The following is a 13,539-nucleotide window of genomic DNA, read 5'->3' as shown; positions in this document are numbered from 1 at the left end:
AGACGAGCATCCTTCAGCCCTGGCGCAGGTGGCGGTAGGCGATGGCCGCGAGCGCATCGAACCCGGGCACCTCCCAGGGCACCTCGCGTGATGCGCGCAGCGCTTGTGTGTACGCGATGAAGGCCGTGAGCTGCTCGGGGCTCGGTGACACGAGGTTCCGTCGGTCCTTGGCGAGCGACAGCGCCTCCAAGGGGGCCAGGCCACCCTCCACGAGGACGCACAGCGCCAGCAGCGCGCTGCGCCCGATGCCGTGCTCGCAGTGGATGAGCACCTTCTCCCGTCGCGCCAGCCGCGCGCGGACCCAGGCCACGCCGTCGTGAATCATGGGCAACCGGATGGCCTGCATGTCCTGCGTGGGCAGGTGGAGCAGGGTGATGCCGTGCTGGCGAAGCACCCACTCGTCGTCACAGTCCTCGACCCGCACATCCACCACGGAGCGGATGCCAAGCCGTCCCGCGAGGTAGGCCGCGGCCTCCATGGGATAGCGCCCGCCCACGGCGAGCGACGGTGTCACGGCGTCCAGGTTGAGCTCCCACTCCGGTGTCCTTCCCAGCACGGCTGCCTCCTCTTCGCCTGCGCCTTCGAGAAGGAAGATAGGTGTCGCGCTCCCACGACGACGTCCGACGCGGCCGGGCAAGCGGCCCTTCCGCGCGTCGGGCCCCCGACACATGGTGTCCAGGCTGGCGGCGCTCGAACGAAGCGGGCGTTGGCGGGGCCACGGCCGCCCCGCCTGCGCCGAAAGGGCGGGTTGTCCTGGCCTCGCTGGCGGCACAGAACGCGGAGTGGGACAGGGACGGGAGGACGTGATGTCGGACGGAATGATGAGGGCCGCGGTGGTCACGGGCCCTGGGGGGACACGGGTGGACCGCATCGCCCGGCCCGAGCCTGGCCCTGGTGCCATACGCGTGCGGCTGGAGGGCTGTGGCGTGTGCGGCTCCAACCTGCCCACCTGGGAGGGCCGTGACTGGTTCCGCTATCCGATGAAGCCCGGGACGCCAGGACACGAGGGCTGGGGCGTGGTGGACGCCGTGGGAGACGGGGTGACGGACCTTCGCGTGGGAGACCGGGTGGCCACGCTCTCCTCGGCGGCCTTCGCGGAGTACGACGTGGTGGAGGCGTCGTCGGCCGTGGTGCTTCCACCCTCGCTCGCGGGCAAGCCCTTTCCGGGAGAGCCGCTGGGCTGCGCCATGAACATCTTCCGCCGCGGCGACATCCAGGCGGGGCAGACGGTGGCCATCATCGGCATCGGCTTCCTGGGCGCGGTGGTGACACGGCTCGCGGCGAACGCGGGCGCGCGGGTCCTCGCCATCTCCCGGCGTCCCTTCTCGCTGGAGTTGGCGCGGGCCTATGGCGCCGCCGAGTGCATCCCCATGGATGACCACGGCCGCATCATCGACCGCGTGAAGGCCCTCACCGACGGTGCCTTCTGCGACCGCGTCATCGAGGCCGTGGGCTCGCAGTGGCCGCTCGACCTCGCGGGCGAACTCACGCGGGAGCGGGGCCGGCTCGTCATCGCGGGCTACCACCAGGACGGGCCCCGGCAGGTGAACATGCAGTTGTGGAACTGGCGCGGCCTGGATGTCATCAACGCGCACGAACGCGACCCGCGCGTCTACGTGGAGGGCATCCGGCTCGCCGTGGACGCCGTCGCCTCCGGCGCGCTGGACCCCTTTCCCCTCTTCACCCACCAGTTCCGCTTGGAGGAACTCGACCGCGCCTTTGACGCCCTGCGCTCCCGGCCGGACGGTTTCCTCAAGGCCCTGGTCACGCCATGAGCGCTCCCGTGATGCGGCGCCCCCGGCTGGGCTTTCTCGGCGTGGGCTGGATTGGACGCCATCGGATGCAGGCCCTGGTGAAAGAGGCCCAGGTGGACGTCATCGGCGTGGCGGACCCTTCGGAGGCCGCCGCCGAGGCAGCGCGGGCGCTCGCGCCGGGGTGTGAGCGGGTGGACTCCCTGGACGCGCTGCTCGCGCTCTCACCCGACGGCGTGGTCATCGCCACGCCCAGCGCTGTTCACGCGGAGCAGTCCATCCAGGCGTTGGAGCGCGGCGTGGCCGTGTTCTGCCAGAAGCCGCTGGGCCGCACGGCCCACGAAGTCCGGTGTGTGGTGGAGGCGGCCCGGAGGTCGGACGTGCTGCTCGGCGTGGACTTCAGCTACCGCTACGCGGAAGGGCTGCGCAGGCTCCGAGCGCACCACCAGTCGGGCGCGCTGGGGCACGTGCATGCGGTGAACCTCGTCTTCCACAATGCCTACGGCCCGGACAAGCCGTGGTTCTACGACGCGGCGCTCGCCGGGGGCGGCTGCGTCATGGACCTGGGCATCCACATGGTGGACCTGGCGCTATGGGTGCTCGACTTCCCCGCCGTCCGCCGGGTGAGCAGCCAGCGCTTCGCCCAGGGACGGCCGCTGCGTGGCCGGGAGGAGGGCGTGGAAGACTACGCCGCCGCCCTGCTGGAGTTGGAGGGAGGCACCGCCGTCCAGCTCGCCTGCTCCTGGAAGCTGTCGGCGGGCTGCGACGCGGTGATTGAAGCGTCGTTCTATGGGACGGAAGGGGGCGTGTCGTTCCGCAACGTGAATGGCTCGTTCTACGACTTCACGGCGGATGCCTTCCGGGGTACCGGGCGTGAGCGGCTCGCCGACCCGCCAGATGGCTGGGGCGGACGGGCCGCCGTGGACTGGGCCACCCGCCTGGCCCAAGGAAAGCGCTTCACGCCGGAGAACGAGCAGCTCATCCAGGTCGCGGAGACGCTCGACAGACTCTACGCCTGAGAGCGTTTGCATGCCCGTCTCCCGAGATGCGGAGGCATCGGGCTCTGTCTGGACGCCGGAAGGTGTGGGACTGAAACACCGTTCCTCGCCTGACCATGCAGACCCCTCCCGTCTCACGCGGCGCGATGTGGCGAGCGCTGGGCTACTTGCGGCCCTACCGTCGCACCATTGTCTTCATCCTGCTCCTCGTCCTGACCTCCGCGAGCCTGAGCGCCCTGGAGCCCCTGGTCCTCAAGAGCATCTTCGACCAACTGGGCAGCGAGGACGCCACGAAGCCGGTGCTGATGGGCGTGGGGTTGCTGGTGCTCATGGGGCTCGCGCGTGAAGGGCTGGGCGCCGCGTCCAACTGGCTCACCTGGCGCACCCGCATCCAGGTGCACTTCGCCCTCAACGAGGCCACCGTGTCGCGGCTGCACCGGCTGCCGCTGAGCTTTCACCGGCAGGAGGGCGTGGGCGCGCTGATGACGCGGATGGACCGCGGGCTCCAGGGCTTCGTGGGCGCCATCACCGAGCTCACCTTCAACGTCATCCCCGCGGCGGTGTACCTGTGCATCGCGGTGGGCGTCATGCTCCAGCTCGACTGGCGGCTGGCATTGCTGGCTCTGGCCTTCGCGCCGCTGCCGGTGCTCATCGCCCGGCGCGCCGCGCCCGTGCAGGCCCGGCGCGAGGAGTCGCTGCTGGAGCGGTGGACGCAAATCTACGCCCGCTTCAACGAGGTGCTCTCCGGCATCATCACCGTGAAGAGCTTCGCCATGGAGGAGCGGGAGAAGCAGCGCTTCCTGCATGGCGTGCGTGACGCCAATACCGTCGTCACCCGGGGTGTGGCGTTCGACTCGGCGGTGACGGCGGGGCAGAACACCACGGTGCTCGTCGCGCGTGTGGCGTCCATCTGCATGGGCGGCCTCCTGGTGATGAAGGGGCAGCTCACCGTCGGTACCCTGGTGGCCTTCCTGGGCTACATCGGTGGGCTCTTCGGCCCCGTGCAGGGACTCAGCGGCGTGTACAAGACGCTGCGGACGGCCTCGGTGTCCATCCGCCAGGTGTTCTCCATCCTCGACGCGCAGGACTCGCTGGGCGACGCGCCAGACGCGCACGAAATCACGCACATGCGCGGTGACGTGACATTCGAGGACGTCCACTTCGCCTATCCCTCCGGCGCGGGCCGGCCGCTCATCAACGGCATCTCCCTGGACGTCCGGCGTGGGGAGACGGTGGCACTGGTGGGCCCCAGCGGCGCGGGCAAGACGACGCTGATGAGCCTGCTGTGCCGCTTCTATGACCCGGACCAGGGCGTCGTGCGCGTTGACGGAAGCGACATCCGGACGCTCAAGCAGTTGTCGCTGCGGCGCAACATCGGCGTGGTGCTCCAGGACGCGCTGCTCTTCAATGAAAGCGTGCGGGGGAACATCGCCTATGGGCGACCCCAGGCCACGGACGCGGAAATCGAGGCCGCCGCGCGCGCGGCCCACGCACATGAATTCATCCTGGGACTTCCTCAGGGCTACGACACCCTGGTGGGGGAGCGCGGCAACCGGTTGTCCGCGGGCGAGCGGCAGCGCATCGCCATTGCCCGCTCGCTCCTGACAGACCCGCCCATCCTCATCCTCGACGAACCCACCAGCGCGCTCGACGCGGAGAGCGAGGCATTGGTGCAGGACGCACTGGGTGAGCTGATGAAGGGCCGCACCACCTTCGCCATCGCGCACCGGCTCTCCACGGTGGTGAACGCGGACCGCATCCTGGTGCTCAAGGATGGCCGCATCATCGAGGAGGGCTCGCATGCGGAGCTGATGCGCCGTGACGGCTACTACGCGTCGCTGGTGCGCAAGCAGACGCGCGGCCTGCTCCCGGAATTGCCCCCTTCACCCCTGACGCCCGTGGCCGCGTAGGGCTCGTCGCCTCGGCGGCCCTTGTGCGGCCGTGATGGGGCCGCTCCCCTGGGCGCCAGCCCGAATGATGCTGGGGCGCGTGCAGGCGCCTGACCGGGATGAACGTCGGTAGCAGATGGCTAGCACCAACAGGTGCGGTGGCTACCTTCATCAATGCATGGCGGTGGTGATGAACATCGACTGCCTGCGTGCGCCGGGGGGCGACATGAGGCAAAGACAGATTCTCATCACGGGCGGCGCGGGCTTCATTGGCTCACATCTGGCGGACGCGCTGCTGGCGCGCGGCCACCGCGTGAGGGTCCTGGATGCGCTGGTGCCCCAGGTCCACGGTGAAGCGCGACGACGCCCGGAGTACCTGTCCACCGATGTGGAGTTGGTGGTGGGCGACGTGCGTGACGGGGAGGTGGTCCGACAGTCCCTGGCGGGCGTTGACGCCGTCTACCACTTCGCCGCGGCGGTGGGCGTGGGCCAGAGCATGTACGAGGTGGCCCACTACACGGCGGTGAACAACCTGGGCACCTCCGTGTTGATGGAAGCGCTCATCGAGCGTCCGATTGAACGGCTGGTCGTGGCCTCCAGCATGAGTGTCTATGGGGAGGGACTGTCGCGCGCGCCAGATGGCCGGCGCATCCCCGGCGGGCAAAGGCCACTGGAGCAACTGGCGGATGGGAAGTGGGAGCTGGAAGGCCCCGGAGGCGAAGCCCTCACGCCCGTGCCGACGCCGGAGTCCAAGCCGCCAGAGCTCTCCTCCGTGTATGCGCTGTCGAAATTCGACCAGGAGCGGCTGTGTCTCATCCTGGGCCGCGCCTACGGCATCCCCACCGTGGCGCTGCGGTTCTTCAACGTCTACGGGCCCCGGCAGGCGCTCTCCAATCCCTATACCGGCGTGCTCGCCATCTTCGGCGCGCGGTTGCTCAATGGAAGTCCGCCACTCGTCTTCGAGGATGGCCTGCAGCAGCGGGACTTCGTCAACGTGCGTGACGTAGCGAACGCCTGCGCGCTGGCGCTCGACGCGCGGGGGGCGGAGTCGCATGTCATCAACGTGGGCAGTGGACAGTCCATCACCGTGAAGGAAGTGGCCCTGGCGCTCGCGGAGGTGATGGGTCGCCCCGGCCTCCGCCCCGCGGTGACGGGTCGATATCGCATGGGCGACATCCGTCACTGCTTCGCGGACATCTCCCTGGCGCGTGACCTGCTGGGTTACGCACCCCAGGTCTCCTTCCACGACGGGCTCAGGGAACTGTCGTCGTGGCTCGAAGACCAGGTGGCGACGGACCGCGTGGCGGAGGCGCGCGCGGAACTCGAGGCGCGAGGGCTGACCGTATGAGCGCGGCGGAACCTTGGGAGGTGGAAGAGGACAGGACGGTCATCTTCGGCGGGGCCGGCTTCATCGGCTCCAACCTGGCGGACCACTACCTGTCCGCGGGGCGGACCGTGCGCGTTGTCGACAACCTGACGCGCCCCGGCGTGGTGCACAACCTGCGTTGGCTCCAGGCCCGGCATGGCGCCCGGCTGGAGGTGATGACGGCGGACGTACGGGACGCCTATGCGGTGAAGCAGGCCGTCATCGGCGCCAGCCATGTCTTCCACTTCGCGGCCCAGGTGGCGGTCACCACCAGCCTGGAGACGCCCGTCACCGACTTCGAGGTCAACGCGGGCGGCACCCTGAACGTGCTGGAGGCGCTGCGTGCCATGGAGCGGCCCGCCTCGCTCGTCTTCACCTCCACCAACAAGGTCTACGGCGGCATGCCGGGCGTGGAACTCGTCCAGAAGCCCAGCCGCTACGAGCCTCGGGACGTGGGCCTGCGCGGCCACGGCGTGGGGGAGGCCTGCCCGCTGGACTTCGAGAGCCCCTATGGCTGCTCCAAGGGCGCGGCGGACCAGTACGTGCTCGACTATGCGCGGGCCTACGGGCTGAGGACGGTGGTGTTCCGGATGAGCTGCATCTACGGCCCCCGGCAGTTCGGCACCGAGGACCAGGGCTGGGTGGCGCACTTCCTCTTGCGCATGCTCGAAGGCCAGCCCCTCACGCTCTACGGGGATGGCAAGCAGGTGCGGGACATCCTCGACGTGGGCGACCTGGTGCGCGCGCTCGGCCTGGCGCAGCAGCACATCGGACGGCTCAAGGGGCAGGCCTTCAACATCGGCGGCGGCCCGTCGCGGACGGTGAGCCTGCTGGAGCTGCTGGGCCTCATCTCGCAGCGCACCGGCCTGCGTCCCGCGCTCCAGTTCGAGGATTGGCGGACGGGGGACCAGCGCTACTACGTCTCCGACACCCGGAAGTTCCAGGCCGCCACGGGGTGGGCGCCCCAGGTGGGAATCCCCGAGGGCGTGGACCGGCTCCACGACTGGCTGCGGACCCTGATGCATGAGCGGCCGGTGGCGTCGTGGCAGGGAGGGGCGCGTGAAGTCTACGCAGGCTAGAGGGCGCGCCGTCCGCCGTGTGTTGATGACCACCGACACGGTGGGAGGCGTGTGGACCTACGCGCTGGAGCTCTGCCGGGCCTTCGCCGACGCGGGCGTCCAGGTGGAGCTGGCGACCCTGGGCGAGCCCGTGACGGTGCCGCAGGCGGGTGAAGCCGCGGCCGTCCCGGGGCTGCGCCTCCACGAGAGCACCTATCGCCTGGAGTGGATGGACGCGCCCTGGAAGGACGTGCGCGCGTCTGGGGAATGGCTGCTGGCGCTGGAGGAGGTGTTGGCGCCCGACGTCATCCATCTCAATGGCTATGCCCATGGCGCGCTGCCCTGGCGGGCACCTTCGGTGGTGGTGGCCCACTCGTGCGTCCTGTCCTGGTGGGAGGCGGTCCTTCGGGAGCCCGCGCCGCCGCGATATGCGCGCTACCGGCGGGAGGTCCAGCGCGGCCTGCGCGCCGTGGACCGCGTGGTGGCGCCCAGCGCGGCGATGCTCGGCGCGCTCGAACGGCACTATGGACCGTTGTTGCCGCCCACTTGCGTCATCCCGAACGCGCGCCGGGCCGACTCCTTCACCGCGGCGCCCAAGGAGCTGTTCGTCCTCGCGGCGGGCCGCTTGTGGGACGAGGCCAAGAACCTGTCGGCGCTGGAGGCGGTGGCGCCCCGGCTGGGCTGCCCCGTGCGCGTGGCGGGCGAGCTGCGACATCCGGGGAGCGGGAAGGTGGCGCGGGCACGGAACACCGAGCCGCTGGGCCCCCTCTCGCCGGAAGCACTCGCGGCCTGGATGGCTCGCGCCGCCATCTACGCCATGCCGGTGCGCTACGAGCCCTTTGGCCTGTCCGCGCTGGAAGCCGCGCTCTCCGGCTGTGCCCTGGTGCTGGGCGACATTCCCAGCCTCCGAGAGGTGTGGAGGGACGCGGCGGTGTTCGTTCACCCGGAGGACCTGGATGGGTTGACCCGCGCGCTGCGAGGACTCCTCGAGGATGGGGCCCATCGGGAGCGCATGGCCGCGAAAGCGCGTGCCCGCGCGCTGACCTGGAACCCACGCCGCATGGCGGAGGACTACCTGCGGCTCTACGCGACGCTCCGGGCGTGGCCGGTCCGTCACCCCGCCGGGCTCGCGCTGGGCGCGCCTTGAGGATGGAAGGGGCACCGCGCATGCGCATCGTCTTCTTCTGCCACTCGCTTCTGTCGGACTGGAACCACGGCAATGCGCACTTCCTGCGCGGCGTGGTGACGGAGCTGGCCCTGCGCGGCCACGACGTCCGCGTCTTCGAGCCCGAGGACGCCTGGAGCCTGCGCAACCTCCTGCGGGAGCCAGAGGGGCCGGCGATGCTGGAGGAAGTACGACGCGTCTACCCGCATGTGCGGCCCGAGCGATACGACCTGGCGACGCTGGACCTGGACCGGGCCCTGGAAGGGGCACAGCTCGTCCTCGTCCACGAGTGGAACCCGCCAGCGTTGGTGCGCCGCCTGGGCGAGCGTCGCCAGGTGAGCGACGCCTTTCGCCTGTTCTTCCATGACACGCACCACCGGGGCGTGAGCGCTCGGGAGGAGATGGCCCGCTACGAGCTGGCCCACTATGACGGCGTGCTCGCCTTTGGCGGCGTCCTCCAGCGGCTCTACCTGGAGCAGGGCTGGGCTCGGCGCGCGTGGACGTGGCACGAGGCCGCGGACACGCGTGTGTTCCACCCACGGCCCGAGGTGTCGCCGGAAGACGACGTCGTCTGGATTGGCAACTGGGGTGATGAGGAGCGCACCGCGGAGCTGCATGAGTTCCTGCTCGGTCCGGCACAAACGCTGGGCTTGAAGGCGCGGGTGCACGGGGTGCGTTACCCGGACGCGGCGCGAGCGGCGCTGGCGCGTGCGGGCATCACCTACGCGGGGTGGCTGACCAACCACCGGGTGCCCGAGGCCTTCGCCAGGGCGCGCGTGACGGTCCACGTTCCCCGGCGGCCCTACGCCACGTCCCTGCCGGGCATCCCCACCATCCGTCCGTTCGAGGCGCTCGCCTGTGGCATTCCACTGGTGAGCGCGCCGTGGCGCGACTTGGAAGGCCTCTTCACACCGGGGAGCGACTACCTGGTCGCGGACACCGGCGCGCGGATGCGCGACCACCTGCGAGCGCTGCTGGCGGACGCGGACCTGCGCCGTGCGCTCGCCGAGCAGGGGCGCCGCACGGTGCTGGCCCGCCACACGTGTGCGCACCGGGTGGACGAATTGCTGCGCATCCACGCGTCACTGGTGCCCCAGGCCACGCAGGCGGGGGCGTTGTCACGGGGGAGGGTCACCGCATGAGCAGGGGACTTCGCATCGCATTCTTCGGTTCCAGCCTCGTCTCGGCCTACTGGAACGGCGCGGCGACCTACTACCGCGGCCTCATCCGCGCGCTGCATTCGCGAGGGCACCGGGTGACCTTCTACGAACCGGATGCCTTCGGGCGGCAGCAGCACCGCGACATGGCGGACCCGGACTGGGCGCGCGTGGTCGTCTACACCGAGCAGGGAACGGCCGACGTGGAGCGGTGCCTGGAGGAGGCGCGCCACGCGGACGTGGTGGTGAAGGCCAGCGGCGTGGGCGTGTTCGATGCGCTGCTGGAGGCCCGTGTGCTCGACCTGAAGCGCCCGGGCACCCAGGTCGTGTTCTGGGACGTGGACGCGCCCGCCACGCTGGAGCGGCTGGAGCATCATCCGGATGACTCGTTTCGCGCGCTCGTGCCCCGGTATGACCACGTCTTCACCTACGGCGGGGGCGAGCCGGTGGTGTCCGCCTACCGGGCGCTGGGCGCGCGCCAGTGCGTCCCCATCTACAACGCGCTGGACCCCTCCACGCACCACCCGGCGCCGATGGAGGCCCGCTTCACGGGGGACCTGGCCTTCCTGGGCAACCGGCTGCCGGACCGCGAAGCCCGCGTGGAGGCCTTCTTCCTGAAGGCCGCGGAGCACTTGCCCGGCGCGCGCTTCCTGCTGGGTGGCAGCGGCTGGGAGGCGCGCCCCTTGCCCTCCAACGTGACGCGCCTGGGCCACGTCTACACGCACGAACACAATGCGCTGAACTGCTCGGCGCGCGCGGTGCTCAACATCCACCGCGACAGCATGGCGCGCTTCGGCTTCTCTCCCGCCACGCGGGTCTTCGAGGCGGCCGGCGCGGGGGCATGCCTCATTACCGATGCCTTTTTGGGCGTGGAGCTCTTCCTGGAGCCAGGACGCGAGGTGCTCGTGGCCTGCTCCGGGGAGGAGGTGGCCGAGCACGTCCGCCGGCTGACGGACGCGGAGGCCCGGCGCATCGGCCAGGCCGCGCTCCGGCGCGTGCTGGCCGGACACACGTACCTGCATCGCGTCTCCCAGGTGGAGGCGGCCCTGGGGCTTCGGACCGGGTCCGCCACCACGACGCGGGAGTGCGTCGCATGAGGAGGGGGAGGGCGTGCGAATGAAGGTCGTCATCCTCGGGCTGTCCATCACCTCCAGCTGGGGCAACGGCCATGCGACCACCTATCGTGGGCTGGTGCGCGGGCTGGTGCGGCGCGGGCACGACGTGTGGTTCCTCGAACGGGACGTCCCTTGGTATGCCGCCAACCGGGACCTGCCGAACCCGCCGCACGGACGCACCGAGCTGTACGCCAGCCTGGACGACCTGGCCGAGCGCTTCACGACACACGTGCGTGAGGCGGACCTGGTCATGGTGGGCTCCTACGTCCCGCAGGGCGTGGAGGCAGGCGCGTGGGTACAGCGGACCGCGCGGGGCGTCCCTGCCTTCTATGACATCGACACGCCGGTGACGCTCGCGCGGCTGGCGCGAGGCGCCTGTGAGTACCTGCGGCCGGAGCTGGTGCCGGGCTACCGGCTCTACCTGTCCTTCACGGGCGGCCCCACGCTGGAGCGCATCGAACGGGAGCTGGGTTCCCCCGCCGCGCGGCCGCTCTACTGCAGTTGTGACCCAGAGCTGCACGTCCCGGCGCCGTGCGAGCCGCGCTGGGAGCTGGGCTACCTGGGGACCTACAGCGAGGACCGCCAGCCGGTGCTGGAGCGGCTGATGCTGGACGCCGCGCGGGCGTGGCCCGAGGGGCGCTTCGCCGTGGCGGGTCCCCAGTATCCCGAAGGCCTCCGCTGGCCGGCGAACGTCACGCGCGTGGAGCACCTGGCGCCCCCCGAGCACCCGGCCTTCTACAACGCCCAGCGCTACACCCTGAACGTCACGCGCGCGGACATGGTGCGTGCGGGCCATTCGCCCAGCGTGCGCCTCTTCGAGGCCGCCGCCTGCGGCGTGCCCATCATCAGTGACGACTGGGCGGGCCTGGAGACCTTCTTCGAGCCGGGGAGGGAGCTCTTCGTTGCGCGCTCCGGCGCGGAGACCTTGCGCTACCTCCGGGAAGTCCCCGAGCGGGAACGACAGGCCATGGGGCAGCGAGCGCGGCGGCGCGTGCTGGCGGAGCACACCGCGGAGCACCGGGCGCGAACGTTGGAGGACTACGTCCTGGAGGCGGAGCGAGGGGGCTAGCGAAGCCTGGGAGAGACAGCACCATGCGGATCGCCATCATCGGAACGGGGTATGTGGGGCTCGTAGCGGGGACCTGCTTCGCGGAGTCAGGGCATGACGTCACCTGCGTGGACCTGGACGCGCGGAAGGTGGAGGCGCTGCGGCGCGGGGAGATTCCGCTCTACGAGCCAGGGCTGGAGGAGCTGGTCCGGCGCAACGTCGCCGCACAGCGCCTCCGCTTCACCGAACACCTGCCGGAGGCGGTGTCGCCGGCCCAGGTGGTGTTCATCGCGGTGGGCACGCCCCAGTCGGAGCGGGGAGACGCCGACCTCCAGCATGTGCTCGTCGCCGCGGAACAGATTGGCCGGTCCTTGCGCCACTACACCGTCATCGTGAACAAGAGCACCGTTCCCGTCGGGACGTCGGACCGGGTGCGGTCCGCGGTGGCGCGCACCACCGACGTGGCCTTCGACGTCGTGTCCAACCCGGAGTTCCTCAAGGAAGGCGCCGCGCTGGACGACTTCCTCAAGCCGGACCGGGTCGTCATCGGCACCACGTCCGAGCGGGCCCGGAAGCTGATGGGCGACCTCTATGCCCCCTTCGTGCGGACGGAGAACCCCATCCTCTTCATGGACCCCCACTCCGCGGAGCTCACCAAGTACGCGGCCAACGCCATGCTGGCCACACGCATCTCGTTCATGAATGACATGGCCCTGCTGTGCGAGCGCGTGGGCGCCAACGTGGACCTGGTGCGCAAGGGCATGGGCGCGGACCGCCGCATCGGCTATGCGTTCCTCTATCCGGGCATCGGCTATGGCGGCAGTTGCTTCCCCAAGGACGTGCGGGCGTTGATGTCCACCGCGCGTGAAGTGGGCCTGGAGCTGGACCTGCTGCGGGCCGTGGAGTCCACCAACACCCGGCAGAAGCGCTGTCTGCTCGGCAAGGCGTTGAAGCTCTACGGCAGCCTCGCTGACCACACCTTCGCCGTGTGGGGCCTGGCCTTCAAGCCGAAGACGGATGACATGCGGGAGGCGCCCTCCGTGGAGCTCATCGAAGGGTTGCTTGGCAAGGGCGCGCGCGTGCAATGCCATGACCCGGTGGCCAGCTCCGTGGCCCGGCAGTACTTCGGTGACCGGGTGGCGTACGCGCCCACCTGCTACGAGGCCGCCGAGGGCGCGGATGGCATCTTCCTCGTCACGGAATGGAACGAGTTTCGCCGCCCGGACCTCAAGCGGCTCCGGACACTGATGCGCCGCCCCATCATCTTCGACGGACGCAACGTGCTCGACCCTCGGCTCGCCCGGAGCGAGGGCTTCACCTACATCGGCATCGGGCGCGGCTGACGCACGGCCCCCGGTGGCTCTGGCGGGCTTGGGGTGCTATCCCCACGCATCGCCCCGATGAGCACCGACGCCCCGACTGTCGCCGCGCCCCCCGATGTCTTTCAAAAGCGTCTCGATGGACTGCTCATCGGGGCGCTCGTCGTCTGGGGATTGGCCCAACTGGCGCCCCACCTGGCGCATCCGGCCATCTACATCTGGGACGAGGCGATGCACCAGGCCGCCGCGCGCGGCACGCACGACACCTTCTTCACGCCGCACATCTACAAGGACCCGGTCTTCCCCGCGGACCCGCGCCACTGGTGGGCCGCGCACGTGTGGATGCACAAGCCCACGGGGCCCTTCTGGTTCGGCGCGCTGATGATGCACGTGGTGGGCGTGACGCCGCTGGCGTTGCGGCTGGCCTCGCTCCTGGGGCACCTGGCCGCGGCGGTGTCCATCTACCTCATCGCGCGCAGGCCCGCCGGGCGCTTCTGGGCCGTGCTGGGCGCGGCGGGCTTCCTCGCCATGCCCTTTGGTTGGCAGCTCGTCCAGGGGCGCATCTTCGGCGATGTGACGGATTGCACCCTGACGGGCTGCAACGCCGTCGCGGTGGCGCTCCTGTTCCACGCCACGCGCCAGGGCTCCTGGCGGTGGGGGCTGGCGGCAGGGG

General features: G+C 70.4%; 12 protein-coding genes. 11 read left to right on the top strand and 1 reads right to left on the bottom strand.

Annotation, left to right across the window (positions count from 1 at the left end; genetic code table 11):
* Nucleotides 1–13 precede the first annotated feature (13 nt).
* On the bottom strand, nt 14–478 hold the full coding sequence (locus FL344_RS06370) for a dual specificity protein phosphatase family protein (RefSeq protein WP_228564839.1): 465 nt from the start codon (nt 476–478) through the stop codon (nt 14–16).
* 328 nt (nt 479–806) lie between these two features.
* Between FL344_RS06370 and FL344_RS06365 the strand changes: the two genes are divergently transcribed.
* The 11 genes from FL344_RS06365 to FL344_RS06315 all read left to right on the top strand — a co-directional run.
* A complete protein-coding gene (locus FL344_RS06365) occupies nt 807–1,775 on the top strand; it encodes a zinc-binding dehydrogenase (protein ID WP_141590179.1) in 969 nt (322 codons plus the stop codon).
* Nucleotides 1,772–2,770 carry a Gfo/Idh/MocA family protein gene (locus FL344_RS06360; RefSeq protein WP_228564823.1) on the top strand — a complete coding sequence of 333 codons (999 nt, stop codon included), beginning with the start codon at nt 1,772–1,774 and terminating at the stop codon, nt 2,768–2,770. Before FL344_RS06365 ends, FL344_RS06360 begins: the two co-directional genes overlap by 4 nt.
* A 95-nt stretch (nt 2,771–2,865) precedes the next feature.
* Nucleotides 2,866–4,659, top strand: coding sequence for an ABC transporter ATP-binding protein (locus FL344_RS06355; RefSeq protein ID WP_141590180.1), 1,794 nt, complete (start codon nt 2,866–2,868; stop codon nt 4,657–4,659).
* Nucleotides 4,660–4,816: 157 nt separating this feature from the next.
* Nucleotides 4,817–5,986 (top strand): NAD-dependent epimerase/dehydratase family protein, encoded by a 1,170-nt coding sequence (locus FL344_RS06350; RefSeq protein WP_305021747.1) that lies wholly within the window; start codon nt 4,817–4,819, stop codon nt 5,984–5,986.
* Complete coding sequence (locus tag FL344_RS06345; protein WP_141617891.1) at nt 5,983–7,083, top strand: NAD-dependent epimerase/dehydratase family protein; 1,101 nt, start codon at nt 5,983–5,985, stop codon at nt 7,081–7,083. The genes FL344_RS06350 and FL344_RS06345 overlap by 4 nt, the downstream gene beginning before the upstream one ends.
* Nucleotides 7,064–8,209: a glycosyltransferase family 4 protein gene (locus FL344_RS06340; RefSeq protein WP_368667417.1), complete on the top strand. Its 1,146-nt coding sequence runs from the start codon at nt 7,064–7,066 to the stop codon at nt 8,207–8,209. The genes FL344_RS06345 and FL344_RS06340 overlap by 20 nt, the downstream gene beginning before the upstream one ends.
* A gap of 20 nt (nt 8,210–8,229) precedes the next feature.
* Entirely contained in the window at nt 8,230–9,369 is a 1,140-nt protein-coding gene (locus FL344_RS06335; RefSeq protein ID WP_141617890.1) for a glycosyltransferase, read from the top strand.
* Nucleotides 9,366–10,481, top strand: coding sequence for a glycosyltransferase (locus FL344_RS06330; protein ID WP_141617889.1), 1,116 nt, complete (start codon nt 9,366–9,368; stop codon nt 10,479–10,481). Before FL344_RS06335 ends, FL344_RS06330 begins: the two co-directional genes overlap by 4 nt.
* Before the next feature lie 19 nt (nt 10,482–10,500).
* Complete coding sequence (locus FL344_RS06325) at nt 10,501–11,568, top strand: glycosyltransferase (RefSeq protein WP_141617949.1); 1,068 nt, start codon at nt 10,501–10,503, stop codon at nt 11,566–11,568.
* Between the two features lie 23 nt (nt 11,569–11,591).
* Nucleotides 11,592–12,890 carry a UDP-glucose/GDP-mannose dehydrogenase family protein gene (locus FL344_RS06320; RefSeq protein WP_141617888.1) on the top strand — a complete coding sequence of 433 codons (1,299 nt, stop codon included), beginning with the start codon at nt 11,592–11,594 and terminating at the stop codon, nt 12,888–12,890.
* A gap of 57 nt (nt 12,891–12,947) precedes the next feature.
* Nucleotides 12,948–13,539, top strand: a 592-nt coding sequence (locus tag FL344_RS06315; RefSeq protein ID WP_194863014.1) for a glycosyltransferase family 39 protein, incomplete at its 3' end; no start/stop codon positions are given.

Origin of the sequence: Myxococcus sp. AB036A (genome assembly GCF_006547355.1) — a bacterium.
GTDB lineage: Bacteria > Myxococcota > Myxococcia > Myxococcales > Myxococcaceae > Myxococcus > Myxococcus virescens.
The sequence above is the reverse complement of the archived record's forward strand: the minus strand, read 5'-3'. Positions and strand labels throughout refer to the sequence as shown.